This window comes from Rhabdaerophilum sp., from assembly GCF_046092605.1.
Lineage (GTDB): Bacteria > Pseudomonadota > Alphaproteobacteria > Rhizobiales > Beijerinckiaceae > Rhabdaerophilum.
This window is the reverse complement of sequence record NZ_JBJTDY010000077.1, coordinates 1-26,047: the sequence shown is the minus strand read 5'-3', so window position 1 is coordinate 26,047 and position 26,047 is coordinate 1. Positions and strand designations below refer to the sequence as shown.

Here is a 26,047-nt window from a genome sequence, read left to right as displayed (position 1 = left end):
ACATAAGTCCCTGCATTCTTCGCTTCCTCCACCGCCGCGAGGATTTCCTCGCGCGCGAAACCGAGGAAGTGGATGGGATCCGTCGGCGAGGCCACGCCGCCATTCGCCATGATCTTGATGAAGGCCGCGCCCTGCTTGATTTCCTCGCGGGCCGCTTTTCGCACCTCGGCCACGCCATCGCAGAGCCGGCCCAGCGCGCCGAGGCGGAAACCGCTCTGGATTGCGGGGCGATCGTTGAAGCGGCCGCGGAAATCGCAATGCCCGCCGGTCTGGCTCAGCGCCTTGCCCGAACGCACGAGGCGCGGCGCGGGGATGGGCCCTTCCTCCGCGGCGACCTCCAGCCCGTGATCGGCCCCGCCGACATCGCGCACGGTGGTGAAGCCGCGCATCAGCATGCCGTTCATCACCTTGAACGAGCGCGCCGTGACGAGCGAATCCGGCAATTCGGCATTGGTGCCGAGATTGGCGCTCACGGCCACCACATGCACATGGGCGTCGATCAGGCCGGGCATGAGCGTGCGCCGGGCCAGGTCGATCACCCGCGCCTTCTCCGATCGCAGTTTTGCACCAACCTCGCGGATGATTCCGCCCTCGATCAGCACATTCACGAGATCGGTCGGGCGATCGGCGGTGCCATCGACGATGCGGGCATTGGTGATCAGCGTTGCGGCCATGGCGGTTCTCTCGGGCTTGGTTGCGGGCAATAAGGAAGGCGGGGATGAGAAAAGGCGCATTACCCTGATGCCGGTTAAGACCAAAGCCGGAACCCGTCAAAGCGTTCCTGGCCTCCGGCTTCCCGTTGGTGATGAGGGATTCATGCAGATCCGCATCGGCCACGAGCGGGATCCGATGCTGGACCTCGCAACCAAACAACTGGCCATGATGGGGACCCGGAACGTTATCGCCACTGATGGAATCAATTCCTCAAACCGGATAATCAGTCAATACGGCCTCATTCCGCCCTCGGCCAGCAGCCCCCGGCGGTCTTCGCCGCCCCGCTCACCGCAAGGGGCGATCGGCTTTGCGCCTTGAACCGCGACGCGGATCCCCTGTTGCGCCGTCGGCGCAACCGCGCAAAATTCAACCAGGGATTCTGGTTTCAGCCGGATGAGCATCGGGATCACAGCAAGACGGTTGTCGAGCCGGTCAATCATCGAGTGGGAGTAAGGCTCGCATGAGTCGGAAAGAAGCCATTGCCTCGCGCGAGCGGCGGGCGAAGCGCCTCGCCATCCGCTACAATTTACATATCATGACCTGCCAGAAGCCGGACAAGCGGGTTCTGGCCCATGGCGGCTACATGCTGCGCGACGGCGAGACGATGAAGATCGTCTTCGGCGACCAGGATTACCCGTTCTGCGCGAGCCTTGATGACATCGAGGCTTGGATGGACGAAAACCTGGGAAAGTGACTGGAGCGGATTGCGATCTGATTGAATGAGCTCGGATGCTCTATCTCTTTGCTTAATCGGATTTTCTACGACCAACCGGTATCCAGTGGATCGGAAAATGCTCTATCCCCGGAATCCCGTCGCCAGCACATAGAGCTCGCTTGAATCCGCGCGGCTCGCCTGCGGCTTCACGTGGCGCACGGTCGCGAAATCGCGCTTGAGTTCGGTCACGAGCTTCGCCGTATCCCCGCCCTGGAAGAGCTTGCACAGGAAGAAGCCGCCGGGCGCCAGCACTTCCCGGGCGAAGGCCACCGCCGCTTCCGCAAGGCCGATGATGCGGAGGTGATCGGTCTTCTTGTGCCCCGTGGTATTCGCCGCCATGTCCGAGAGAACGCCATCGGCCAGCCCGCCAAGCTCGGCCTTGAGGCGGTCATCGGCTTCGGGGCTCATGAAATCCATCTCCAGCAGCTTCACGCCGGGGATGGGATCAACCGGGAGAAGATCGACGCCGATCACTTTTCCCTTGGCCGATGCTTGCCGCGAAAAACCGCCGGGCAGTTTTTCGCCCGCATCGGCCGGGCCGGAGGTGCCCTGATCCGCCGCGCGCACGCGCTCGGCCGCGAGCTGGCACCAGCCTCCGGGCGCGCAGCCGAGGTCGATGATGCGCATGCCCGGCTTCAGCAGGTGATACTTGTCATCGATTTCCTTGAACTTGTAGGCCGCGCGGCTGCGCCAGCCCTCCGCCTTGGCCCTGGCGACGTAAGGGTCGTTCAATTGCCGCTCGAGCCATTTCTGCTGGCTCGTGGTGCGCTTGCCGGCTGTGCGCAGGCGCACCGCCATTTCGCGGCCCGAAACCCTGGCCTTGCCCTTCTGCTTGCCGGGCGTGTGGTTTTTCATCGGGGGATCTTTGGGCTTGTCCGTCATCGGCGGCGCCTGTTCAGCATGCCATCGGCGCGCATCATCTCGATCAGCATGCCCTCGCGCAGGCCCCGATCGCCGATGCGCATGGTCTCGGAGGGAAAGGCACGGCGGATCGCCTCGAAGATCGCGGCCCCGGCAATGACGAGATCGGCCCGGTCACGCCCGATGCAGCCATTCGCGGCCCGCGCGGAATAGGGCATGTCGATGAGGTTCTCGATCGCCGCATCCACCTCCCCCTTGCGCATCCACAAGCCATCCACGCGGCGGCGATCATATTTCTCGAGCCCGAGATGCAGGCCACCAAGCGTGGTGACCGTGCCGGAGGTGCCCAGCAGATGAAATCCCGGGCAGGCGATGGCCGGCCGCGCAGCCTCCGCGAAATCGGCAAGCGCCGAAAGCGTCTCCGCCACCATGGCCTCGAAAGTGTCACGCGTCACGTCCACGCCACCATAGCGCTCGGCGAGGGTCACGACGCCCACCGGAAGCGAAGCCCAGGCACGCACGCGACTGGCTATTCCCGGTTCGCCGGGTGCCACGGCCTTCTCCCGCATTGCCAGCCAGACCAGTTCGGTCGAGCCGCCGCCGATATCGAAGAGCACGACGCTCTCGGCCTGCTTGTGCGCGAGAGCCGAACATCCGGCCGCGGCGAGCAGTGCCTCGGATCGGCGGTCGAGCAGTTCCAGTTCGAGACCGAGTTCATGGCGCACGCGCGCCAGAAAGGCCGCGCCATTCCGAGCAACACGGCAGGCTTCGGTGGTCACCAGCCGGACGCGGGAGACGTTACGCTCCTCGATCTTCCGGCGGCACACGGCCAGCGCCTCGAGCGTGCGCTCGATCGCGCCATCCGAGAGGTTGCCGGTGGTCGCGATTCCCTCGCCCAACCGCACGATGCGCGAGAAGGCATCGACCACGCGGAAGCTGTCGCCATCCGGCCGGGCGATGAGCAGGCGACAATTGTTGGTGCCGAGATCGAGCGCAGCATAACGCGGATCGCGACCGCCGGGCCTGCCGAACCGGACGGCTTGAGCGCCCGGGCGCGCGCCCGAGCGCAAAAGCGGTCGCGGCGCAGCCACGCTTGCGGCAGGCGCCTCCGCGGCACCTCCGCCCGTTTCTCCGTTCTCGTCCACATGCCGCTCCGGCAAATTCCAAAAAAGCTTTCTGTCTGGACATAGCCGAGGGCGAGCATTCCGGCAAACGGCAAGGCTCGCCGCCTTGCCGGCCCGCCTTGATGAAGATCATGGACCCGGATACGCAAATAGGGAATTCTGAAGATCAGATCACCGGTTGCCCCTCAGGAGTTTTCCATGCCGCTTCAGCGCATCACGCTCACCCTTGCCCGCAGCAAGGAGTATCCGAACGGCTCGGCCGCCCATGGCTACGAGATGGTCGCGCCGCTCGACGGGAATGGGCATCTGGAGGCGGGGGAATGGGCAAAGGCGAAGCAAGCCTGCACCATCCGCCGCTTCTGGGCGGATGAGGAATTCGACCTCGGCCACCTCGTCCATCGCGGTGGTTCGAAGGGCGGCAGCTGGGCCTTCACCTACGACATCGCCGGCGACGAGGACGACGAGGCGGGCTTCCGCTTCGGTGCCCACAGCTTCAATATCGGCGATTACGTGTCGATCCGCGATGAAGACGGCGCGATGCACACTTTCACGGTGAGCCTGATCGAACCGGCTTGAGGTTAGGAAATCAGGCCGCCTTCAGCGAAAGTCCCCCGCGCTTTTGCAGGAAGGCGATGATCTCGGCCACGCCCTCGCCGGTCTTCAGGTTCGTGAAGACCACCGGGCGCGGGCCCCGCTGGTTCGCGGCATCCCTCGCCATCACGGCGAGATCTGCCCCGACATGCGGCGCGAGATCGGTCTTGTTGATGACCAGCAGGTCGGATCGCGTGATGCCCGGCCCGCCTTTTCGCGGGATTTTCTCGCCCTGCGCGACATCGATGACGTAAAGCGTGAGATCCGCGAGATCCGGCGAGAAGGTCGCGGCGAGGTTGTCGCCGCCGCTTTCGATGAGGATCAGTTCCAGGGCCGGAAATTTCTTGCGCATCTCGGCGATGGCATGAAGGTTCAGCGAGCAATCCTCGCGGATCGCCGTATGCGGGCAGCCACCTGTTTCCACGCCCATGATCCGTTCCAGCGGCAGGGCCTGCAGCCGCGCGAGAATTTCGGCATCCTCTTTCGTGTAGATGTCGTTGGTGATCACCGCGAGATCGCAGGAACCGCGCAGGCGCTGGCAGAGGGCGGCGGTGAGGGTCGTCTTGCCCGAACCGACCGGGCCGCCAATGCCGATGCGAAGAGGTCCATTCATGAGCGGAAAAGCCTCCCGTCGAGGGTTTCGTGCCGAAGCGCCATGAGGTCGGCCATCAGGGCCGAGCCGCCAAGCGCGGAAAGCGGCAGGAGGGAAGCCCGCGCCACTTCGAGAACAAGGGGCTGCAGCTCCGCGAGCCGCTGCTGCGCCTCGCCCTGCCCGATGATGGCGAGGCGAATGCCGGACGCGAGCAGGTTTCCCGCGAAGGCCTGCACATAACTCGCGGCCAGTGCATCGAGCGGCTGGCCATGAAGGCCGCCGGCAAGGCCAACCGCAACCGGGAAAGCGATTTCCCGCCCCTCCTGAGGCCAGAGCATCGCGAGGCGCTCATGCGGCCAGGCCCGGCGCACGAGAGCGAGGAAGCTCGTGCCCTGCTGCGCGCTTTCGAGCCGCCGCTCGGCGGCCTGCGACAGCGCCAGCGCAAGATCGGAAAGTTCGTGCAAGGCGCTCGCATCCCCGTCGGCCGAGAGGCGCCACGCTTCCCCGAGCAGGATCGCGTCGTTGCGGCCCGTGCCCAGGCTGAGAATGTCACCGATCCAGCCCGCGAGGGCGGCGCCGTTCGTGACGATCCCCTCCTCCGCTGCCGCCTCGATGCCATGCGAATAGGCAAAGCCACCGACCGGAAAGGCCGGCGAGAACCACGCCTGACGCTGGAATTCGAGGCTCATCATGGCTCAGCGGTGCTTGTGGCCGTGATCGCGATGATGATCATGGTGATGGTGATCATGGTGATGGTCATGATCATGGTGATCGCCGCAGCCACAGCCCTCGCCATGCGCATGGTCCTGCGCATGGTCATGAGCATGGGCGTGGGAGTGACCATGGTCATGCTTGTGACCATGCTCATGCTTGTGGCCATGATCATGGTGATGGCCGTGATCATGATGATGATCTTGGCCATGATGATGCGCCTGCATTGCCTGGGCATAGGCCCCGCCCTCGGGATCGAAGGCGGCCTCGACAGCCCTAACCTGCCCGCCGAGGCCCTGCACCATCGCCTCGATCACGTGGTCGCGGCGGATGCGCAGCTTCTGCCCCGCGACCTGAACCGGGAGATGCCGGTTGCCGAGATGCCAGGCAAGGCGCAGCAGATGCTCCGGGCTTTCCGCGCGGATCTCGGCCAGAGGCTCGCTCGCGCCCACAACTTCCACCATGCGCCCATCCTCGAGCTTCAGCGCGTCGCCCGTGCGCAAGGCGACCGCCTCCGGCAGATCGAGCAGAAAATTCAGGCCGCCCACGCCTTCCATGGCGAAGCGGCGGCGATGGCGATCATCGAAATCGAGCACCACGGTATCGGCGGGATCGCCGCGCCAATCTCCCCGGGCGATGACTTCCGTGGCGCGGATCATGAGGGCTCTCCAAGGTCTTGATACGGGCATCAAAGGCTAGCACGCCGCGTGCCGGCGGCGGAAGGCCGTGCGCGGAAAATCGCCAGCAGCGGCAGGGCGAGCGCGATGGCGCCCACCACCACAGCCGGGCGCGGCACAAGGGCCGGCATGAGGTTCGCGTCCAGGACGCGGCGCCAGGGCACGCCCGTAGCGAGGCCGTACCACAGGGCTTCGAGCGCGGCCGTGATTGGCACCGCGAACAGGGCCAGCGCGAGCAGCGTCCACGCGTTGAGCCAAAGGCGCCTGTGCAGAAACCGCACGGCCATGAGCACGACGAACACGCCGATCTGCACCACCTCCTCGCTCACATTGATCTTCGCCTGCAGGAAGGCGTGGAAAATCGCGAGCACGGTGAGCGGATAGATGAGCCGGTGCAGCCTGTTCCAGCTCTCCGCGCCCATCCGGCGGATGGAACCATCCGTCGAGGTGACACCCAAGGCGACCATCGCCGCGAGGGCAACGAAGCCGATGGTGAGATAGAAACGCTTGATGATCTCCAGCACCACGACAACAAGGTCGTAGCGCTGCTGCACTACATACAGGAACAGGTGGATGAGCGTATAGGCGAGCGCCGCCACGCCGAGCATGCGGCGCAACTGCATGAGCTTTCCCCAGCCGGTAATGAGCCGGAGAGGCGTGATCGCCAACGTCACCAGCAACAGGCGCACGGCCCAGAGGCCGGTTTCATGCAACGCGACTTCCAGCGGCTTCGCGCCCAGCGTGCCGTTGAGCCCATGCCCGCCGATCCACAGGCCCGGCGCGATGATGCCCGCGAGCGCCAAGGCCTTCAGAGGTGCGAAACGGCCTTGGCGGTCATTCCAGGGAAAAGCGATATCCATGGGCCGAGAGATGGCGCGACATCCCGCGAAGCACAAGTCACGCTTTGTTCAGGCGAAGCCATGCGCCGGTCAGAACAGGAAATAGCGCTGCGCCAGCGGCAAAACCGATGCAGGCTCGCAGACCAGCAATTCGCCATCCGCGCGCACATGGTAGGTTTCGGGGTCGATCTCGATCTTCGGCGTCGCGCCGTTATGGATCATGTCCTTCTTGCCGATGCCGCCGCGCACATTCTTCACCGCCACGAGTTCCTTGCGCAAGCCCAGCCGCCCGCCGAGGCCATTGGCGATGGCCGCCTGCGATACGAAGGTCACGCTCGTCGCCTGCATCGCCTGCCCATAGGCGCCGAACATCGGCCGGTAATGCACGGGCTGCGGCGTGGGGATGGAGGCGTTGGGGTCGCCCATGGGGGCCGCGATGATCATGCCCGATTTGATCACGAGATCGGGCTTCGCGCCGAAAAAGGCCGGGCTCCAGATCACGAGATCGGCGAGCTTTCCCGCTTCCACCGAACCGATGATGTGGCTCACCCCATGCGCGATGGCCGGGTTGATCGTGTATTTCGCCACATAACGCTTGGCGCGGAAATTATCCGCACCCGTGCCCAAATCCTCGGGCAGCGAACCGCGCTGCGCCTTCATCTTGTGCGCGGTCTGCCATGTCCGGGTGATCACCTCGCCGACGCGGCCCATGGCCTGGCTGTCGGAACTCATCATCGAGAGCGCGCCGAGATCGTGGAGAATATCCTCCGCCGCGATCGTTTCCTTGCGGATGCGGCTTTCGGCGAAGGCGAGATCCTCCGCGATCGACGGATCGAGATGGTGGCAGACCATGAGCATGTCGAGATGCTCATCGATCGTGTTCACCGTGAAGGGCCGCGTGGGGTTGGTCGATGAGGGCAGCACATTCGGCAGGCCGGCGATCTTCATGATGTCCGGCGCGTGGCCGCCGCCCGCCCCTTCGGTGTGGAAGGCGTGGATGGTGCGGCCCTTGAACGCCGCCACCGTATCTTCCACATAGCCACTCTCGTTCAGCGTATCGGTGTGGATCATCACCTGAACATCGTGATCGTCGGCGACTGACAGGCAATTGTCGATCGCCGCGGGCGTGGTGCCCCAATCCTCGTGGAGCTTCATCGCGCAGGCGCCTGCCTCGATCATCTCCACGAGAGCGCCGGGCAAGGCCGCGTTGCCCTTGCCGGCAAGGCCGATATTCATCGGCACGCCATCCACCGCGCGGAGCATCATCTCCATGTGCCAGGGGCCGGGCGTGCAGGTTGTGGCGAGCGTGCCATGGGCCGGGCCGGTGCCGCCGCCGAGCATCGAGGTGAGGCCGCTCATCAGCGCATCCTCGATCTGCTGCGGGCAGATGAAATGGATATGCGTATCGAATCCGCCGGCGGTGACGATCTTCCCCTCGCTCGCGATCACCTCCGTGCCGGGCCCGATGATGATATCGACGCCCGGCTGGATATCCGGGTTGCCGGCCTTGCCGATCTTGTAAATCCGCCCGCCCTTGAGGCCGATATCGGCTTTCACGATGCCCCAGTGATCGAGGATCAGCGCATTGGTGATCACGGTATCGACCGCCCCCTGCGCGCGGCTGAGCTGCGATTGCCCCATGCCGTCGCGGATCACCTTGCCGCCGCCGAATTTCACTTCTTCACCGTAGGTTGTGAAATCTTTTTCAACCTCGATGAGAAGATCGGTATCCGCAAGGCGGACCTTGTCGCCCACGGTGGGGCCGAACATGTCGGCATAGATCGAGCGGGGCAGTTTCGCCATGTCACACCTTCCCCATCACCAGCCCGCGAAAGCCGTAGACCTCGCGTTTCCCGGCGATCTCCACCAGCATGACCTCGCGGGTCTGGCCGGGCTCGAAGCGCACGGCGGTGCCGGCGGGAATGTCGAGCCGGAAGCCCCTGGCCTTCTCGCGGTCGAACTTCAGGGCTGCGTTGGTTTCGAAGAAATGGTAGTGCGAGCCCACCTGAATGGGCCGCGTGCCAGTATTGGCCACCGCTAGCCGGAGCGTTGCGCGCCCCACATTCATCTCGATCTCGCCGGGTTGCGTGATGATTTCACCGGGGATCATGATCGGCATCCTTGCGCAGGTGAGCCCGCGCCTCGGCGCGGCGTCCGGCGCGATAGGCGAGAATGCTCGCGAAGACCGTCACGGCCGCGAAGAACAGGTGATCCGGCTCGAAGAGATGCGCGATCAGCGCGGCGAGATCGAAGTGGCCGTGGTCACCCGCGTGGGCCAGCGCCGCCGTCGGGAGCATCATGAGAAGGCAAACTGCATATTTTTTCATCGATGCGCCTCTTTTTCAGCGAATGGGTTCGTGCACGGTCACGAGCTTCGTGCCGTCGGGGAAGGTGGCTTCCACCTGAACATCGTGGATCATCTCGGCGATGCCCGGCATGACTTGCGCGCGCGTCAGGATTTTCGCGGCGGATTCCATGAGTTCGGCCACGGATCGGCCATCGCGCGCGCCTTCCACTACGTGATCGGTGATGAGCGCGACCGCCTCCGGGTGGTTGAGCTTCACGCCGCGTTCGAGCCTGCGGCGCGCAACCATCGCAGCCATGGCGACGATCAGCTTGTCCTTTTCGCGCGGGGAGAGATTCATGAAAGGCCTCGGTTCGACGTCTCTTGCAACAGAAGCAGCCGCGAGAGCGGCAGATCGGTGCCCGCAGACACCCTCAGCGCCGCCAGGAAGGCACGCCGCAGGGCCACGTCATCGGATGACAGGAAGCGAGCAAGAACAAGGCCGGAATGGCTGGTGGCACCGGCATGAACGCCGGGCTCGCCCATCAGCGCCGCGCGCAAGGCCGGCAGGCGCTCACCCGCTCCCGGCATGGCCAGCAGCAAGGTTCCGAGAAAGGCATGACCCGCCAATCCGCCGGGATTTCCGACGGCCTGCGCCTGCTCGCCTTCGAGATGGAACGCCTCGGCAAGCACCAGCCGTTCCCCGATCCGCACGCGCCAGAGGTCCCGCCATGTCCCCGCCGTGAAGCGCTCCCCGCTCGCGACGCGGCCCAACTGCACCATCTCGCCCGCGAGAAGCCGCGCATCCGGCGCGACCGAGAGCGAGAATTCGCGCGTGAGGCGTGCCCCTCGATGGATCACCGTTTCAGCCGGAACCCAGACAAGCCGCGCGCTGGGCTCGACCGCAAGCGCGATGGATATCCGCGTGGTGTCGCCACCCGAGCGATAGATGCGCTCCGCCGCGGCACTCCCGATGACAAGCGAGGCGCCCTCTCCCGCTCGCGCCATGAGGCTCAGCCGGTCCCCGCCCGCGAGCCCACCGGCTACATTCACCATCAGCGCCTCGATCGCATCGGGCGTGCGGCGGGGCATCCGAAAGCGGAAGGCCCCGGCCTCGCGCCGGTCCGTGACACGGAGACGCCCCGCTTCCAGCCCCACCGCGAGGCTCAGGCGGGCCTCGACACGCAGGCAGGAGGGCAGATCATGGCCCGCGGCCCCGGATGGTGCAGGGCCAGCAAGGGATGTGAAATCAAGGAGCATGGATATCCCGCAGAACTGCTTCCCTGCCATGCACGCAGCGGGCCAGGAAAAAACTGAGGAGGAAAAACCTGAGGAGGAAAAAGCTGGCCAGGGAAAATGGTCGAACGAGGCGTTCGACCAAAACCTTTCGGGCTCCCCATGCGTAAGAGAGCATCAAGCTCACTCTTTCCGAAAGCCGGGTCGCCATGAAAATCACGCTGGGTCTGCTCGCCGTCGCGGCCATTGTGTATCTCATCCTGGACATGCTGTGGCTGCTGGTCATCGCGCGCGGATTCTATCAGGCGGAGATCGGGGCGCTGCTGAAACCCCAGCCCGACCTGATGGCCGCAGGAATGTTCTACATTCTCTATCTTGCGGGCATGATGGTTTTCGTCATCCTGCCCGGAGCCGAAAACGGGCAGATCGGCAAGGCGATTGCGATGGGCTTTTTCTTCGGCCTGGTCGCCTATGGCACCTATGATCTTACGAACTGGGCGGTCCTGAAGGGGTTTGGCCCGCGCATCGCCCTCGTGGACATGGCCTGGGGCGCGACCGTCTCCGCGATCGTGACCGGCTCTTCCCTTGGCGTGGGGCGCCTGGCGGGCTGGATCGATTGAGCCCCGGCCTCACGGCGAAAGACGCAGATTGAGCGGGCGATCGAAATCAAGCCCGGCCGCGCGCAGGACGGGCGCCATCTCGCGGATCAGTCCGGCCGGGCACGATGCGCCAGGCGGATCGAGTTCCAGGAGCCGACGGATATATAGGTGCGTCGATTCAAGGCGATAGATCGCCAGGTAGCGCGAATGCGCTGCTTCCACATGGAGATCGGGCGGAACATCGAGCAGACTGCGCCGATCGGGCAGATGCATCACGATATCCTGTTCGAGCCGCATCGGCTGGCAGGTGACGGCGACCTCGCTGCCGGCCTGAAGGGCGGGCAGAAGGTGCGAAAGCGGCGCCCGGTAGAGGCGCGGACCGCCGCCGGCATGGATCGGCATCCGCACCGAACCGCGCATCCGGTTCTCCAGCCAAAATTCAAGATGCTGGCTGAGGCTGTTGTCATCCTGCTCGCTGGGCCCAAGCCGGGCCGTGCCGACCAGGCCCTGGCGTCGCAGCAGATCCTGCATCGCATCATTCTGTTGACCCAGCCGCTGCGTGAGATTGGCGAGGATCGGGCGGGCCGCCCCTCGAACTTCGGTGCGTGAATGGCCGTTGATCGTGCCGTGATGATCGAGACTGAGTTCCGCCCGCACGACCACATGCTGATCTGCGGGCCTGAGCATCCGGAAAGCGCGCAGTTCCGGCCCGGATGCTGCAAGAACCAGCGCGGGTTTTCCGCCGAGATCCGGGTGCGGCACATCGGAATCGAGCAGCAGCTGGCGCGAGGGATCGAGCAGTAGCCGAGCCTGCGGCACCTCGACCATCACCGTGTCGAACAGGAAGGCCGGCCGCAGGGTCAGCGCGGGAAGAGAGCGACGGTTCGACAGCACCAGATGGCTGGTCCAGCCCCGGCGCAGGATTTCACCCTGCAGCAGCATCGCGCGCTCCAGCGGCGCAAGCGCGCGCTGTTCTTCCGGCGACCATGCAGGGCCATTCCCGCCCGGGGCTGGCCGGGCGAAACCGGAACCGGTCAGTCCGTGCGCACCCAGCGATGCCATGAGGCGCGCAAGTTCCGCACGATCGGGAATGGGGGGCTTCCCGGTGATGGGCGGCCCCGGCAGATCGAATGGCGCGCGAATGGCCGCGGCCAGCGCCTCCGGGCTGGCATGGCTCGAAAGGTGCAAACGCAGGGCGCCGATCATTCCGCCCGAACGGTGCTGCGTGGTCGCGATCTGCCCCGTGAGCCGGATCGCATGGCCGGGGATCACCGGCGAAGTCAGCCGCAGGCCACTATACTCGATGCCGATCCCTTCGGCATGGCCGACAATCTCGATCACCACCTGGCCGCCGCCCATCTCGGGCGGAAAGGCGAAAGTCTGGTCGAGCCCCTGCCCGGCAGCCAAGGGGCTGAGCCAGAATGCGCCTTGCCGGGCGGATGGGCGCGGCGCGACATCGCCATCATGCAGCTGATCGGTTGTCCGCGCTCCCAGCGCGGCTTGACGCGGTGCCTCCGGCCAGAAGCGTTCGAGGCGTGCGAGCCCTTCACGCAGGAACGGCTCTTCCGGCCAGTCACGGCGCTGAAGCCTTGTATCCTGCGCCTGCCTCCATTCCACCCGCCAGCGCGACCGATCGCCGAGATCGATGCGGAGCGTGAGCGCGGGCTCATCGGCCGCGATCAGGGGCGGGAAACCGTAAAGGCTCGGAAGGCCCACGAGAATGCAGCCCAGCGCGGCCAGGCGTTTCCGCAAACACGATATCCGAACCCACGGCATGGATGCCTCCTCACTCTGGCGGGAGAGCATCGTGTAGGCCCGGCTGGTCAAAGGAAGGTCTAAACCTCGGCCCATGACGCGCCTGTTTCGCAGCGTCTGGTTCACCAAGATCGTCGAGAACAGGGAGCCTTTAAGCCAAAACCGGTGAAATCTCGCGGAATCCGCTCACGGCCGCGCAAGGATGATGCCGCGCTCCACGAAGGAGAGCCCCATCTCCTCGCCCGCGGCACGCATCGAGCGGCACCCGAACGGAACATCGTTCTCGATGCATGTCGAGGGTATCTGGCGTCGATGCATCAGAAGAGGCTGCGCCACCGGAAGCGGCATGGCCTGGCCCGGAGATTCAGCCTTCACCCGCGAAGTCGGCCGCAAAATGCTGCAACTGCTTCTTCATGAGGGTAATGGCCGCGACATCATCGATATCCCCGCCCAGCCAGAGCAGGAAGGCCACGCCGAAGACCGAGCGCCCGCCCACGAAGCCCATCACACGCGGCTGGCGACCCGCCTTCTTCAGGTCCGGGCCGGATTGGGCGTTGCGGGCAATCACGATCACGCCCCGGCAGAGCGGGTCCTGCGCCCCGATCACCGCATCGATGGCAGCCCAGGCAGCGGCATCGTGCTGCAATTCGATGAGCCAGTAATCGGCCTTCAGCCCCTCGCCATAGAGACGCTCGAGCATCATCGCCGTGGTTTCCCCCTCGGGTGGCAGCGCCTCGATCAGCACTTCCCGGCCCAGGGCCTGCGCGGCCGCGAAGACCTGCCGGATCTCGGAGACATGCTGGCTGTAGGGCGTGCGCGCATCCGAACGGCCATTGGCGATGAGCTTCGCGACCTGCCGCATTGGCCATTCCGTGAGGCGGACGCGCTCGCCATGCGGCAACTGCCGGGCGATCCAGAAATCGTGATCCTCGGCTCGGAACAAGGCTTCCCGGCCGAGCGTGCCGTCGAGGAACATGCCGACGCCGAGCCCGTTTCGCTCCTTGAATTGCGCGCCGGCTTCCGCGGCCGCCTTCACCGCCAGCGTCTTGAAATAGGCGACGCGCCCCGCATCAACATGCCGGCCCTTGCCATATTGCTCGAAATCCTGGAAGCCGTGATCAATCGAGAGGATCGCAAGCTTCCGCGGCACGGGGCGACGTGTCGTGGCATGGTGCAGGTGATTGAGCACGGCATCGAAACGCAAGGCATGGTGGCTTGAGCCATGCGCGAGGAAATGCATCAATTCCTTCATGCCGGGATATTCGGGCGAGCACAGCAGGCGCGAAACCGCCATGGCGCCGCAGGCATTCGCATAGGTGCAGCAGGTTTCGAGCGGCGCGTCGCGCAGCCAGCCCGAGAGGAAACCGGCCATGAAGGCATCGCCCGCGCCGAGCACATTGTAAACCTCGACCGGGAAGCCCGGCCCGCGAATGCCCTCGTCGAGGCTCGGCGGGATGGCCTCGGGGAAAGCCGCGCAGCCCTCGGCGCCGCGCTTTGCCACGATCAGCGCCCCGGGCGCGAGCTTGCGGATGGCCTTCAATGCCGCGATCGTATCCGTGGTGCCGCCGGCGATGTGGAGTTCCTCCTCCGTGCCGACGATCAGATCGCAATCCGGCAGGATGCCCGCGAGATGGGCACTGACCTGATCGGACGGGATGTAACGTCTATCCCCTGCCCCATGCCCGGCCAGCCCCCAGAGATTGGGGCGGTAATCGATGTCGAGGATCACTTTCGCGCCGGTTTCCCGCGCGAGGCGAATGGCCTTCTTCTGCGCAGCATCGCTGTTCGCCTTGGCGAAATGCGTGCCGGTGACCAGCACGGCACGCGAGCGGGCGATGAGATCGCGGGTGATATCGCTCTCGTCGAGCGCGGCATCGGCGCAATCCGTGCGGTAGAAGATCAGAGGGAAGGTTTCCTGGTCGCGCACGCCGAGCAGCACGAGCGCGGTCAGGCGATGCGGATCGGTCGCAAGGCCGTCGACCGAGACGCCCTCGCGCAGGAGCTGCTCGCGGATGAACCGGCCCATCGCCTCGTCACCGACGCGGGAGATCAGCGCAGTTTTCAAACCGAGACGGGCCGCGCCGATGGCGATGTTGGCCGGACAGCCCCCGACCGCCTTCACGAAACTCGCCATATCCTCCAGCCGTCCGCCGATCTGCTGGCCATAGAGATCCACCGAAGAGCGGCCGATGGTAACGAGATCGAGATCCTTCATCCTAAATCCCCGGTTCGAGGGGATCGGCGCCGATCCCGACAATGGTTTGATCAAAATCGATATTCGAGCCGGTCATCAGGCCGGATTCGTCGCTCGCCAGATAGAGGCAGGCCCGCGCCACCTCCTCGGGGCTGATGAGCCGACCGAAGGGCCGATCCTTCACCGCCTGTTCCAGCCAGCCATCCTGCGCGCCATGGTAGAGGCGCATCACGCGCTCCTCGCCGGGCGTGTGCATCCAGCCGATATTGAGGCCGTTGACGCGAATCCGGTGCTTCACGAGGGCGTGGGCGAGGTTGCGCGTCAGCGTCGCCAGCGCGCCCTTCGTGGAGGAATAGGCCGAGAGGAAGGGCTGTCCGCCATGCGCGGACATCGACTGGATGTTGATGATCGAGCCTGCGATCCTCTCGCGCGCCATGATCGTCACGGCATCCTGCGCGAGGAAGAACGGCGCGCGAACATTGACCGCGAAGAGTTCGTCAAACCGCTCCTGCGTGGTGTCGAAGATGGTGCCGCGATCGGTCAGCCCCGCCGCGTTCACCAGCACATCAACCCGGCCGAACCGGTGATCCGCCGCCGCGATCACCGAGCGGACATCGTCCATCCTCGAAAGATCAGCCTGCACGAAGATCGAATCCGTTCCCTGGCGGGCGAGTTCATCCCGGATGCGCGCGCCACGGGCGGCGTTTCGCCCGGTCAGGCAAAGCCCGGCGGCACCCGCTGCCGCAAAGACGCGGGCGATGGCTTCGCCCAGTCCCTGCGTCGCACCCGTCACCACTGCGATCCTGCCTGAAAGCCGACCCGCGCCTGCAGCCATCGTGTTTCCCCATTCGCGCCTTTTGCCGGCTGAGATTATCGGCGCGCAAGCATTGCGTGAGTCCCGTTCCAATTCTAGTCTTCCGGAAAAACCGAAACACATCGTCAGCCTGCGGGAAAAATTTTCGTGATCGGACTGGGTATCATCGGCGCGGGGCGCATCGGGCGCATCCACGCGGGAAATGTCGCGGCTTCGAAGGGTGCCCGATTGCTGGCGGTGAGCGACGCGCTCGCCCCGGCGGCGGAGAGCCTTGCCAGCGAACTCGGCACCAAGGCCACTAGCCGCGAGGCGATGCTGTCGGAGCCGGCCATTGCCGGCGTGATGATCTGTTCGCCCACCGACACCCACGCCGATTTCATCGAGGAGGCGGTGAAGGCCGGAAAGGCCGTTTTCTGCGAAAAACCGGTGGACCTCTCCTCCGATCGCATCCGGGCCTGCCTCAAGACGGTCGAAGCCTCGGGCAAGCCGCTGATGATCGGCTTCAACCGCCGGTTCGACCCCAATTTCGCGGAAGCCAGGCGCCGCCTCGTGGCCGGTGATGTCGGCAAGATCGAGCTGGTCACGATTCTCTCGCGCGATCCCGGTCCGCCGCCGGTGGAATATGTGAGGCGTTCGGGCGGGCTGTTCCGCGACATGATGATCCATGACCTCGACATGGCCCGCTTCCTTCTCGGCGAAGACCCGGTGGAGGTGCATGCAGTGGCCTCCTGCCTCGTCGATCCGGCGATCGGGCAAGCGGGCGATGTCGATACCGCCGCCGTCCTGTTGAAAACGGCATCCGGCAAGATCGCGCAGATCTCGAATTCCCGCCGCGCGAGCTACGGCTACGACCAGCGCTTCGAGGTCCACGGCGAAAAGGGCATGGTGCGGGCCCGGAACGTGCCGCTGACCACGGTGGAGACCGCCGATGCCCGGGGCTTTCGCGCCGATCCCGTCCTGCCCTTCTTCCTCGATCGCTACGCCGCCGCCTATCGCGCCGAACTCGCGGCCTTTCTCGATTGCATGGTGAAGGGGATTCAGCCATCGCCCTCGGGCGTTGACGGGCTGAAGGCCCAGGTGCTCGCCGATGCCGCAACCGAATCCGCGCAGACCGGCAAGCCCGTGCGCCCCGTCTATTGATGGCCGATCCGATGACCGACAACGCGATGCTCTCCGCCCGCTATCATGCCGCGCATGGCATGGCGCTGAAACTCGGGGAAACGGCCCTCTCCTATTTCGGACGGACCGATGCGCTCGAAATCTCGATGAAGGGCTTTCAGGACTGGCTCACCATCGCCGATGGCACGGTGGAGAGGGAATTCCGCGCGATGATCGCCGAAGCCTTTCCCGGAGACGCGGTGATGGGCGAGGAACAGGGCGGCGGCGCATCCGAGCGGCTCTGGATCATCGATCCGATCGACGGCACCTCGAATTTCGCGCGCGGCGACCGCCAATGGTGCGTTTCGATCGGCTTCGTGCTGAACGGCCGGCCCGAACTGGGGCTGATCCATGCCCCGGCCCTGGGCGAGATGTGGCTCGCGCGGCGGGGTGGGGGCGCGACGCTGAACGGCTTGCCGATCCGCTGCTCGACCAATACCGACCTGAGGCGCTCGACCATCGAATGCGGCTGGTCCACCCGCCGGCCCACCGAGGAATATCTGGGGATCGTCACGCGGCTCTTCGCGGAAGGTTCCAGCGTGAAGCGTTCGGCCTCGGGCGCGCTGGGCGTCGCCCATGCGGCGAACGGGCGCACGGATGGCTATATCGAGACGCATATCAATTCATGGGATGTCGCGGCCGGGCTCGTGATCGCGGGCGAGGCGGGATGCCGCATCAACGCATTCTGCTCTGGCAACTGGATCACGGAGGGCAACCCCATTCTCGTCGCGGCACCGGGAATCGCCGAGATCGTCTCGCGCGAAAGCGGGATCGCGCTGGCCTGATGTGTATGAATTCGTCATGAAATGTAGGAATGCTACAAAACCCATTGACGGAATTCTGGAAGACGATAAGTTAGCTGGCAAATGTCACATCTGTGACACGGGGAGCGGGTTACAAACCGCCACCGGATCCTGGGGAGGAGAACCACGATGGCGACACGCCGTTCTTTCGCGCTTGCGCTTCTTGCTGCCACCGCCATGGGCGGTCTGGCCCCATCGCCCGCCGCCGCGCAAGGTGAGCTGGTGCTCTATTGCTCGGTGCAGGAGGAATGGTGCCGCCCGATGGCGCAGGCTTTCGAGCGCGCCACGGGCATCAAGGTCGCGATGACCCGCAAGTCGTCCGGCGAGACCTATGCCCAGATCAAGGCCGAAGCCGCCAATCCGCGCGGCGATGTGTGGTGGGGCGGCACGGGCGATCCGCATCTGCAGGCGGCCGAGGAGAACCTCACCGAGCCGTATAAATCGGCGAAGCTCGGCGAGCTTCTGCCCTGGGCGGTGAAGCAGGCCGAACAATCCGGCTTCAAGACCGTCGGCATCTATGCCGGCGCGCTGGGCTTCTCCTTCAACAAGGAGCAGATCGCCCGCAAGAAGCTGCCCGAACCCAAATGCTGGGCGGACCTTGCAAAGCCCGAATACAAGGACGAGGTGCAGGTCGCGGACCCGAATTCCTCCGGCACGGCCTATACCAAGGTGGCGACGCTCATCCAGCTCTTCGGCGAGGACAAGGCCTTCGAACTGATGAAGGCCATGCACAAGAACATCAACCAATATACCAAGTCGGGCGCCGCCCCGGCGCGCGCAGCCGCGACCGGCGAAAGCCTGATCGGCATCACCTTCCTGCATGACGCCGTGACCCAGGCCGTAAGCGGCGCGCCGGTGCAGATCGTCGCCCCTTGCGAAGGCACGGGCTACGAGATCGGCTCGATGTCGATCATCAAGGGCGCCAAGAACATGGAGAACGCCAAGAAGTTCTACGACTTCGCGCTGACCCCTGAAGCCCAGAGGATCGCGCTGTCTGCGAAGAGCTACCAGGTGCCCTCCAACAAGGCCTCGGAAGTGCCCAAGGAATCGCCGAACCTCTCGGAAATCAAGCTGATCGATTACAACTTCGCGAAATATGGCTCCTCCGCCGAGCGCACGCGCATCCTGCAGAAATGGGATGCCGAGGTGCGCAACGCGCCGCGCCGCTGAGGCGACATCGCTTCTGTCATTCCCGACGTTGCGGCAGCAGCGAGCGGGAATCCGGGATCGTGGGTGGAATACCCGATTTCCGTCCGCTGGCCCATGCCGGCGCCGGCAATGACACCTGAAAGAACAGGCTCGGGGGAGCGGCATGCAACGCAGACGGGCGGATCGGGGGATCGTGGATCTTGGCGCGGCCGGGGTCGCTTCGATCGCGTTTCTGCTGCTTCCCTTTGCCTTTGTCGGCGATCTGCGCTCCGGCCTCGGCTGGCTGCTCGATGGCCGCTGGGCCTTCCTACTTCCGGTTATCGCAAGCCTTGCCGCCGCCTTCCTTGCGCGGCAGGGCGTGACAACCGCCGGATTGCGGCTCGCTCTGGCCGGCTCCGGCCTTTTCTGGATGATCCTCTACGGCTTCCACGGAAATCTGATCGATGGCCGGCCGCTTCTGGCCCACGGCCTCGGCGCGGGGTTGATTGCCTCGGCGCTTCTGCTGCAGGGCACCCGCGCGCTCGCGAGCCTCGGGGCTTTCAAGGCCGATCGCTGGGTGGCGACCACGACCGTCACCATCCTCGCACTGGTGCTGACCTTCGTGTTCTTCCCGGTGGCGAAAGTGCTGGGCAGCGCCTTTCTCGACAAGGCGGGAAACCTCGATCTCACGCTGTTCTGGGCGCGGCTCACGGCGCCGGATGTCTGGGCTCTCGCCTGTTTCTATTCCAGCGCCTCCTGCGGCGTGGTGCCGAACACCGTGCTGCTCGGCGTGCTCGCGGGCGTGATCTCGACCTTTCTCGGCCTTGCCTTCGCGCTTCTGGCGCAGCGGGGCGGGCTGAAGAATACACGCATCTTCGATGCGCTCTCGGTGCTGCCGATCATCACCCCGCCCTTCGTGATCGCTTTGGCGCTCGTGGTGCTGTTCGGCCGCACCGGCATCATCACGACGTTTCTGGACAACTGGCTCAACATCCCGCGCTCGCGCTGGATCTATGGGCTGCCGGGCGTGCTGATCGCGCAGGTGCTGTCGCAGACGCCGCTCTCCTACATGATCCTGCGCGGCGCCCTGCAGGGCATCTCGCCCTCGCTGGAGGAAGCCGCGCAGACCCTTCGCGCCTCCCGCTGGGTGACCTTCCGCACCGTAACCTGGCCGCTTCTGAGACCCGCGATCGCCGCCTCGATCCTGCTCGGCTTCGTGGAAAGCCTCGCGGATTTCGGCAACCCGCTGGTGCTCGGCGGCTCGTTCGAGGTGCTCTCGACCAAGATCTTCTTCGCGGTGGCCGGCGCGCAGCATGATCCGGGACGCGCGGCGATCCTCGCGGTGATCCTGCTCGCCCTCACCCTCACCGCCTTCTGGATGCAGCTCGCCTGGCTGGGCAAGAAGAGCTACGTGACCGTAACCGGCAAGGGCGATCCCGGCCAGCCGCTGCCGCTTCCGAAAGCGGTGCGCATCGGCACGCTTTCCGTTGTTATTCCATGGGTTATTCTCACGATCCTCATCTACGGAATCATCGTGGTCGGTGGCTTCGTGCAGGATATCGGCCGCGGCGCGATGCAGCCGACCTTCGAGCATTTCCACACGGGCTTCGCCATCGAATGGACGCAGCACGGGCTGTTTCTCGCGGGGTCCGCCTGGGACAGCTTCATCACCACCGTGCAGGTCTCCGCGATCGCAGCACCGCTCACGACGATCATCGGCATTCTCACGGCCTATGTGCTGGTTCGGCATGATTTCGTTGGAAGGCGGACCTTCGAATTCATCACCATGCTGGCTTTCGCCATTCCGGGCACCGTGATCGGCGTCGCCTATATCGTGGCCTTCAACGTGGCCCCGCTGGAACTGACCGGAACGGGGCTGATCCTCATCATCTGCTTCGTGTTCCGCAACATGCCCGTGGGCGTGCGCGCCGGCATCGCAGCCCTGAGCCAGATCGACAAATCGCTGGATGAAGCCTCGACCACTCTCGGCGCATCCACCGGCACGACCGTGCGCCGCGTGACCCTGCCGCTGCTGAAGCCCGCGATCATCGCCACCCTGGTCTTTTCCTTCGTCCATGCCATGACCTCGGTCAGCGCGATCGTGTTTCTCGTCACCGCGAAATACAACATGGCGACGGCTTACATCGTGAACCGCGTGGATGCCGGCGAATACCCGCTGGCGATTGCCTATTCCTCGCTGCTCATCATTTTCATGCTGGTCGTTGTTCTGGCGATCCAGATCGGCATCGGCGAACGCAAGATCGGCCGCCGGCAGGTTCCGGGCAACGCGCCCGCGCCTGTCTCGGTCGGCCGCTAGGAGTTTTTCAGGATGGCGAAAGCCGCAAGCGTCGAGTTCATCCATGTTTTCAAGCGCTACGGGCAGGTCACCGCCGTGCGCGACGTCTCCTTCAAGGTGGAGGCGGGCCAGCTGGTCACGTTGCTCGGCCCCTCGGGCTGCGGCAAGACGACGACTTTGCGCCTCGTGGCAGGCCTCGAACTCGCTTCCGAAGGCACGATCCGGATCGGCAACGAGAACGTGACGCAGCTGGGCGCGGCCGAACGCGATGTCTCCATGGTCTTCCAGTCCTACGCGCTGTTTCCGCACATGAATGTGCTGGATAACGTGATGTATGGCCCGCTCGTCTCCGGCGCCTCCAGGAAGGATGCCGAGGCGATGGCCATCGAGAAGCTGGGCCTCGTGGGCCTGAAGGGCTTCGAGAATCGCCTTCCCTCCGAACTTTCGGGGGGCCAGCAGCAGCGCGTCGCCGTGGCGCGCGCCATCGTGCTCGAACCCTCCGTGCTGCTTTTCGACGAGCCCCTCTCGAACCTCGATGCGAAGCTCCGCCGCAAGGTGCGCGATGACATTCGTGACCTGCAGCAGCGCCTTGGGCTCACCGTGCTCTATGTCACGCATGATCAGGAGGAGGCGCTCGCGGTCTCCGACAAGGTGATCGTGATGGACAATGCCGTGATCGCGCAGGAAGGCACGCCGGCCGATCTTTACGAGAGGCCGAAGACCCGCTTCCTCGCGGATTTCATTGGCGAGGCGAACCTGATCGACGGCACCTTCAGCGAGAAGGCGGGCAAGGTCACGTTCACCGCCGGGGGCACCAAGCTGGAACTCGGCGCGGTGAGCGTGCCCGAAAATGCGAAGACGCTGGCCTTCCGGCCGGATCGCGCCAGCCTTGCGGTGGATGCAGCGAGCCCGCTGAAAATCCGCCGGCAGGCCTATATCGGCCCCTCGCGCGAATATGTCGTCGATGCGCCCTGGGGCGAGATGCTGATCGTGCGGCCCGTGCGCGAGGCCATCCTGCCGAATGGCGCGCATGTGCGGCTCGAGATCGAGCCCGGCGCGGCCATGGTGCTGCCGGTCTGAGGTTTCCCTGGCAGGCGAAAGCCGCTAATCCTCTCGGGCCCTTGCCCGGAGACGATCATGCCCCTGCCCGCGCCGCTTTCGCCCCTCCTGGTCGATGATCTCGCGCGCATGGCGCTGATCGAGGATCTGGGACGCGCGGGCGACATCACCTCGCAGGCGACGATCCCCGCGAACCTGGAAGCGAAGGCCGTGTTTCGCGCCCGCGAGCCTGGCGTGGTGGCTGGCACGCAATTCATCGAGGCCGCGTTCCGCCTCGTCGGACCGGGAACCCTGACGGTGATCCTCAAGCCAGATGGATCGCGGCTCGAAAAGGGCGAGATCATCGCCGAGGTGGCGGGCGCCGCCCGCACCATCCTCTCGGGCGAGCGCGTGGCGCTGAATTTTCTCGGCCGGCTCTCCGGCATCGCCAGCGCCACCGCGCGCTATGTCGGGGAGGTGAGCCATACGCGCGCGGCCATCGTCTGCACGCGCAAGACCGCTCCGGGACTGCGGGGAATCGAGAAATACGCCGTGCGCTGTGGTGGTGGCATGAACCACCGTTTCGGCCTTGATGATGCGATCCTGATCAAGGACAACCACATCGCCGTTGCCGGCGGCGTGAAAAGCGCGCTCGAAGCCGCGCGCGCCCATGCGGGGCATCTCGTCAAGATCGAGATCGAGGTGGATAATCTGGATCAGCTCGACGAGGTGCTGGCCACGGGCCTCGCGGATGTCGTGATGCTCGACAACATGCACCCCGATCTCTTGCGCCAGGGCGTGGCCCGCGTCGCCGGCCGCATGAAGGTCGAGGCCTCCGGCGGCGTGCGGCTCGATACCGTGCGCGCGATCGCCGAAAGCGGCGTCGACATGATCTCCATCGGCGCGCTCACGCATTCCGTTAAGGTGCTGGATATCGGTCTTGATATCGATCTGTGAGCCCATGCCCCCTTCCACCGCCTTCCGCCCGGAAACGACGCATCTCGCGCTTGGCGACGCCTTCTATGACGTGGTCAAGCCCGCGGATTTTCCAAAAACCATCCTCCGCTACCGGAACGACGCCCAGGCCGGGCGCGTGGGCCTGCGTGATCTCTCGGATGCGGAATGGGTCGCGCATTTCGCCCGCTTCGAGCCGCTGCCCGGCTCGCTGCCCGAACCCTTGGCGCTTCGCTACCACGGGCATCAGTTCCGCTCCTACAATCCCGATCTCGGGGATGGGCGCGGCTTTCTCTTCGCGCAGATGCGGGATGATCGCGGAAGGCTGCTCGATCTCGGCACGAAGGGTTCGGGCCAGACGCCCTGGTCGCGGCGTGGCGACGGGCGCCTCACCCTGAAGGGCGGCGTGCGCGAGGTGCTGGCGACCGCCATGCTCGAGGCGCTGGGCGTCGATACCTCGAAAAGCTTCTCGCTGATCGAGACCGGCGAGCAGCTCTACCGGGGCGACGAGCCCTCTCCCACGCGATCATCCGTGCTGGTGCGGCTCTCGCATTCGCATATCCGGATCGGCTCGTTCCAGCGCTTGCTCGCGCTGAACGATGCGGAGGGGCTTGGGCGGCTGCTCGCCCATGCGGTGACGCATTACGCGCCGGAGGCGCGGCGCGACGATCCGGCCGAGGAGGCGACGGCCTTCCTTGAAAGCGTGATGAGGAAGACCGCAGCGACAGCCGCGCGATGGGTGGCCGCGGGCTTCGTGCATGGTGTGCTCAACACCGACAACATCAACGTGACGGGCGAGAGCTTTGATTACGGGCCCTACCGCTTCCTGCCGGTCTATGATCCCGGCTTCACCGCGGCCTATTTCGACCAGACCGGGCTCTACGCCTTCGGCCGGCAGGCGGATACGATCGCCTGGAACTGCGCGCGGCTGGCGGAGACACTGCTGCTCGTCGCGCCGGTGGAGCCGCTGCAGGAGCGGCTGGAGCATTACCCCGATTTCTTCTGGCCCGCGATGCGCGAGGCCCTGTCGGCCCGGCTCGGACTCGCGCCGATCTCGGACGCCGAGGCGGATGCCCTCTCGAAGGCGCTGTTCCAGTTCCTGAAGGAGAGTGCCATTCCCTTCGAGGCCGCGATGTTCGACCTTTATGGCGGCCCGGCACGGCTTTGGAAGGCGCTCGCGGGAGAACGCGCGAGCTTCTACACCCATCCCAGCTTCGAGCCCGTGAAGGCGATGCTGGAATTCCGCAAGCCCGGCCCACGCGCCAATCTCGCGCATCCCTATTTCCAGCGCGCCAACCCCCACACCCTGCTCTATCCCGATATCGAGGCGCTCTGGGAACCGATCGCCGCGCGGGATGACTGGAGCATCTTCTACGCCAAGCTCACGGAGATCGAGACAATGCGCGAGGCCTATGCGCTCGCCGCATGAATGACCGAACGGTTTTTCGCAAAACCGCGATCGACACAGGGCGCCAAACCATCGCAAAACAAATTTAGGCCCGACTCGGCAAACCCGGGCCGGAACGCGACGCGCCCAGAGATGCCCGACTCCCACGAACGGCCGGCCGACAACAAGCCGGTCGCACTTCTCCTGCTTCTGCTGACGACGGTGATGTTCGCGACCGGCGATTCCATCGCCAAGCTCGCTGTGAGCACGCTCCACCCCGTGCAGATGCAGTTTGTGCGTTGCGCGATCGTCGTGGCCTTCACGGTGCCTTATGCGCTGTGGAAGATCGGACCGGCGGTTTTCCATACCGATCATCCGAAGACACAGGTCTTTCGCGGCTTCGCGATCCTCGGTTCATCCTTCCTGTTCGTGTCCGGGCTCTCGCATCTGCCGCTGGCGGATGCGAGCGCGATCAACTTCGTCTGGCCCCTGCTTATCACGGTCCTTTCGGTGCTGATGCTGAAGGAAAAGGTGGGCGTGCGGCGCTGGGCCGCGACGCTTCTGGGCTTTGCCGGCATGCTGCTGATCATCCGGCCCGGAACCAGCGCCTTCCAGATGGCCGCCCTTTATCCGCTGGGCGCGGCCCTGCTCTGGTCCTTCGCGGCGGTGGTGACCCGCTCGGTCTCCGCCCATGACCGCGCCGCGACGACACTCGTCTGGACGAGCCTTGTGATGCTCGCAGGCGCCACTGTCCTGATTCCCTTCTTCTGGCGCCCCATGACCGGGCAGGAATGGCTGCTGATGGGCCTGATCGGCGGCATCTCGATTGTGGGCCATTCCATGCTGGTTTTCGCCTATGAGCGTGCGGGTGCCTCGTTCCTCGCGCCCTTCTCCTATGCACAACTCGTCTGGGCAACGATCCTCGGCTACCTTGTTTTCGGTAGCCTGCCGGATCGCTGGATCGCCGCCGGTGCGATTCTCATCGTGGCGAGCGGAATCTACACGGCGCATCGCGAACATGTGCGGGCGCGCGAGGCACGGGAACGGGCAGCGCGCGGCAATGGCGATCACGCATCCTGACCGATCAAAGGCCCACCCCGGTCGAGGACCCCAGCCACGCCGAATTGACGGATGCGACGGGGCGGCGACCAGCCTGCCGCCCGATGATGAGACCGGCATTGAGGGGGCGTTCCGCTAAGGTGCGCCGGATGCGCGGATGATTCCGCCGCGGATGCTGGTGGCATTGCGCAGAACAGTGAAAAAGGACATGCCGGGGACGCGATAACGATCAGTGTGGCACCAACCTAGACGCGAGTTGATCGCGAATGAAACAAGTTTGTATCCCCGGGCTTCTTGAGAGAGCGGTTTCACTTGCCGCCCGCCCCCGAACATCAGGCTCCTGCGACATCTCGATCGCCGACCGGCTCAAATTGAACGAATGGCCTGGGCAACCGATCTGCCCGGAGACCAGGACGATGCATGACAGGACCGGATGATTCTGGAGGTAATTCAGGGTATTGGACTAGTCTTTTTCAGCACCTTCTCCCAACCCTGTCGCAGGCCTAACCCTGTTCCGG

Annotated in this window: 28 protein-coding genes; 12 read left to right on the top strand and 16 right to left on the bottom strand. The window is 65.0% G+C overall.

From position 1 onward, the window contains the following. Positions 1 to 674: amidohydrolase family protein (locus ACKODO_RS06480; protein WP_408982632.1), on the bottom strand; the 674-nt coding region annotated here is incomplete at its 3' end. Between ACKODO_RS06480 and ACKODO_RS06475 the strand changes: the two genes are divergently transcribed. Then, entirely contained in the window at positions 673 to 1,032 is a 360-nt protein-coding gene (locus tag ACKODO_RS06475) for a hypothetical protein (RefSeq protein WP_408982631.1), read from the top strand. The two genes, ACKODO_RS06480 and ACKODO_RS06475, sit on opposite strands and share 2 nt — an antisense overlap. Positions 1,033 to 1,174: 142 nt before the next feature. Next, positions 1,175 to 1,408: a hypothetical protein gene (locus ACKODO_RS06470; protein ID WP_408982630.1), complete on the top strand. Its 234-nt coding sequence runs from the start codon at positions 1,175 to 1,177 to the stop codon at positions 1,406 to 1,408. A gap of 102 nt (positions 1,409 to 1,510) precedes the next feature. Here the strand turns inward: ACKODO_RS06470 and ACKODO_RS06465 are convergent, their stop codons facing one another. Together ACKODO_RS06465 and ACKODO_RS06460 are read right to left on the bottom strand one after the other, a co-directional pair. After that, complete coding sequence (locus ACKODO_RS06465; RefSeq protein ID WP_408982629.1) at positions 1,511 to 2,284, bottom strand: RlmE family RNA methyltransferase; 774 nt, start codon at positions 2,282 to 2,284, stop codon at positions 1,511 to 1,513. A 23-nt stretch (positions 2,285 to 2,307) separates the two neighbouring features. Continuing rightward, a complete protein-coding gene (locus ACKODO_RS06460) occupies positions 2,308 to 3,435 on the bottom strand; it encodes a Ppx/GppA phosphatase family protein (protein WP_408982628.1) in 1,128 nt (375 codons plus the stop codon). 177 nt (positions 3,436 to 3,612) lie between these two features. On the opposite strand from ACKODO_RS06460, the gene ACKODO_RS06455 reads away from it, so the two are divergent. After that, positions 3,613 to 3,990, top strand: coding sequence for a hypothetical protein (locus ACKODO_RS06455; protein ID WP_408982627.1), 378 nt, complete (start codon positions 3,613 to 3,615; stop codon positions 3,988 to 3,990). 10 nt (positions 3,991 to 4,000) lie between these two features. Here ACKODO_RS06455 and ureG read toward each other — a convergent pair whose 3' ends face one another. From ureG to ACKODO_RS06410, 9 genes are all read right to left on the bottom strand, one after another. Beyond that, the gene (gene ureG / locus ACKODO_RS06450; protein WP_408982626.1) at positions 4,001 to 4,618 is read right to left on the bottom strand and encodes an urease accessory protein UreG; all 618 of its coding nucleotides are present in this window, start codon (positions 4,616 to 4,618) and stop codon (positions 4,001 to 4,003) included. Next, the gene (locus ACKODO_RS06445; protein WP_408982625.1) at positions 4,615 to 5,286 is read right to left on the bottom strand and encodes an urease accessory protein UreF; all 672 of its coding nucleotides are present in this window, start codon (positions 5,284 to 5,286) and stop codon (positions 4,615 to 4,617) included. The genes ureG and ACKODO_RS06445 overlap by 4 nt, the downstream gene beginning before the upstream one ends. Before the next feature lie 6 nt (positions 5,287 to 5,292). Beyond that, positions 5,293 to 5,967, bottom strand: coding sequence for an urease accessory protein UreE (locus tag ACKODO_RS06440; protein WP_408982624.1), 675 nt, complete (start codon positions 5,965 to 5,967; stop codon positions 5,293 to 5,295). A 29-nt stretch (positions 5,968 to 5,996) separates the two neighbouring features. After that, positions 5,997 to 6,845 (bottom strand): sulfite oxidase heme-binding subunit YedZ, encoded by an 849-nt coding sequence (locus ACKODO_RS06435; protein WP_408982623.1) that lies wholly within the window; start codon positions 6,843 to 6,845, stop codon positions 5,997 to 5,999. A gap of 69 nt (positions 6,846 to 6,914) precedes the next feature. Then, positions 6,915 to 8,627, bottom strand: a complete 1,713-nt coding sequence (gene ureC / locus ACKODO_RS06430) for an urease subunit alpha (RefSeq protein WP_408982622.1) — start codon at positions 8,625 to 8,627, stop codon at positions 6,915 to 6,917. Position 8,628: 1 nt separating this feature from the next. Continuing rightward, positions 8,629 to 8,934 carry an urease subunit beta gene (locus ACKODO_RS06425; protein ID WP_408982621.1) on the bottom strand — a complete coding sequence of 102 codons (306 nt, stop codon included), beginning with the start codon at positions 8,932 to 8,934 and terminating at the stop codon, positions 8,629 to 8,631. Beyond that, positions 8,921 to 9,124, bottom strand: a complete 204-nt coding sequence (locus ACKODO_RS06420; protein WP_408982620.1) for a hypothetical protein — start codon at positions 9,122 to 9,124, stop codon at positions 8,921 to 8,923. The genes ACKODO_RS06425 and ACKODO_RS06420 overlap by 14 nt, the downstream gene beginning before the upstream one ends. A gap of 42 nt (positions 9,125 to 9,166) precedes the next feature. Next, positions 9,167 to 9,469 (bottom strand): urease subunit gamma, encoded by a 303-nt coding sequence (locus tag ACKODO_RS06415; protein ID WP_408982619.1) that lies wholly within the window; start codon positions 9,467 to 9,469, stop codon positions 9,167 to 9,169. Then, the gene (locus tag ACKODO_RS06410; protein WP_408982618.1) at positions 9,466 to 10,368 is read right to left on the bottom strand and encodes an urease accessory protein UreD; all 903 of its coding nucleotides are present in this window, start codon (positions 10,366 to 10,368) and stop codon (positions 9,466 to 9,468) included. The genes ACKODO_RS06415 and ACKODO_RS06410 overlap by 4 nt, the downstream gene beginning before the upstream one ends. 185 nt (positions 10,369 to 10,553) lie before the next feature. On the opposite strand from ACKODO_RS06410, the gene ACKODO_RS06405 reads away from it, so the two are divergent. Further along, the gene (locus tag ACKODO_RS06405; protein WP_408982617.1) at positions 10,554 to 10,964 is read left to right on the top strand and encodes a DUF2177 family protein; all 411 of its coding nucleotides are present in this window, start codon (positions 10,554 to 10,556) and stop codon (positions 10,962 to 10,964) included. A 9-nt stretch (positions 10,965 to 10,973) separates the two neighbouring features. Here the strand turns inward: ACKODO_RS06405 and ACKODO_RS06400 are convergent, their stop codons facing one another. The 4 genes from ACKODO_RS06400 to ACKODO_RS06385 form a co-directional block, all read right to left on the bottom strand. After that, positions 10,974 to 12,695: a hypothetical protein gene (locus ACKODO_RS06400; protein WP_408982616.1), complete on the bottom strand. Its 1,722-nt coding sequence runs from the start codon at positions 12,693 to 12,695 to the stop codon at positions 10,974 to 10,976. Between the two features lie 189 nt (positions 12,696 to 12,884). Continuing rightward, the gene (locus tag ACKODO_RS06395) at positions 12,885 to 13,016 is read right to left on the bottom strand and encodes a hypothetical protein (protein WP_408982615.1); all 132 of its coding nucleotides are present in this window, start codon (positions 13,014 to 13,016) and stop codon (positions 12,885 to 12,887) included. Positions 13,017 to 13,062: 46 nt separating this feature from the next. Beyond that, positions 13,063 to 14,913 carry a 5-dehydro-2-deoxygluconokinase gene (iolC, locus tag ACKODO_RS06390; protein WP_408982614.1) on the bottom strand — a complete coding sequence of 617 codons (1,851 nt, stop codon included), beginning with the start codon at positions 14,911 to 14,913 and terminating at the stop codon, positions 13,063 to 13,065. A 1-nt stretch (position 14,914) separates the two neighbouring features. After that, entirely contained in the window at positions 14,915 to 15,727 is an 813-nt protein-coding gene (locus ACKODO_RS06385) for an SDR family oxidoreductase (RefSeq protein ID WP_408982613.1), read from the bottom strand. A gap of 126 nt (positions 15,728 to 15,853) precedes the next feature. Between ACKODO_RS06385 and iolG the strand changes: the two genes are divergently transcribed. The 8 genes from iolG to ACKODO_RS06345 all read left to right on the top strand — a co-directional run bounded on the left by iolG (position 15,854) and on the right by ACKODO_RS06345 (position 25,550). Then, complete coding sequence (gene iolG / locus ACKODO_RS06380; RefSeq protein WP_408982612.1) at positions 15,854 to 16,846, top strand: inositol 2-dehydrogenase; 993 nt, start codon at positions 15,854 to 15,856, stop codon at positions 16,844 to 16,846. Positions 16,847 to 16,857: 11 nt separating this feature from the next. After that, positions 16,858 to 17,649: an inositol monophosphatase family protein gene (locus ACKODO_RS06375; RefSeq protein ID WP_408982611.1), complete on the top strand. Its 792-nt coding sequence runs from the start codon at positions 16,858 to 16,860 to the stop codon at positions 17,647 to 17,649. A 147-nt stretch (positions 17,650 to 17,796) separates the two neighbouring features. After that, a complete protein-coding gene (locus ACKODO_RS06370) occupies positions 17,797 to 18,837 on the top strand; it encodes an ABC transporter substrate-binding protein (RefSeq protein WP_408982610.1) in 1,041 nt (346 codons plus the stop codon). A 142-nt stretch (positions 18,838 to 18,979) separates the two neighbouring features. Next, a complete protein-coding gene (locus ACKODO_RS06365; RefSeq protein ID WP_408982609.1) occupies positions 18,980 to 21,112 on the top strand; it encodes an ABC transporter permease in 2,133 nt (710 codons plus the stop codon). A gap of 12 nt (positions 21,113 to 21,124) precedes the next feature. Further along, a complete protein-coding gene (locus tag ACKODO_RS06360; protein ID WP_408982608.1) occupies positions 21,125 to 22,171 on the top strand; it encodes an ABC transporter ATP-binding protein in 1,047 nt (348 codons plus the stop codon). A 57-nt stretch (positions 22,172 to 22,228) separates the two neighbouring features. Then, positions 22,229 to 23,086 carry a carboxylating nicotinate-nucleotide diphosphorylase gene (gene nadC / locus ACKODO_RS06355; protein ID WP_408982607.1) on the top strand — a complete coding sequence of 286 codons (858 nt, stop codon included), beginning with the start codon at positions 22,229 to 22,231 and terminating at the stop codon, positions 23,084 to 23,086. A 4-nt stretch (positions 23,087 to 23,090) separates the two neighbouring features. Beyond that, positions 23,091 to 24,512 carry a protein adenylyltransferase SelO family protein gene (locus tag ACKODO_RS06350; RefSeq protein WP_408982606.1) on the top strand — a complete coding sequence of 474 codons (1,422 nt, stop codon included), beginning with the start codon at positions 23,091 to 23,093 and terminating at the stop codon, positions 24,510 to 24,512. A 111-nt stretch (positions 24,513 to 24,623) separates the two neighbouring features. Further along, entirely contained in the window at positions 24,624 to 25,550 is a 927-nt protein-coding gene (locus tag ACKODO_RS06345; protein ID WP_408982605.1) for a DMT family transporter, read from the top strand. Positions 25,551 to 26,047 lie beyond the last annotated feature (497 nt).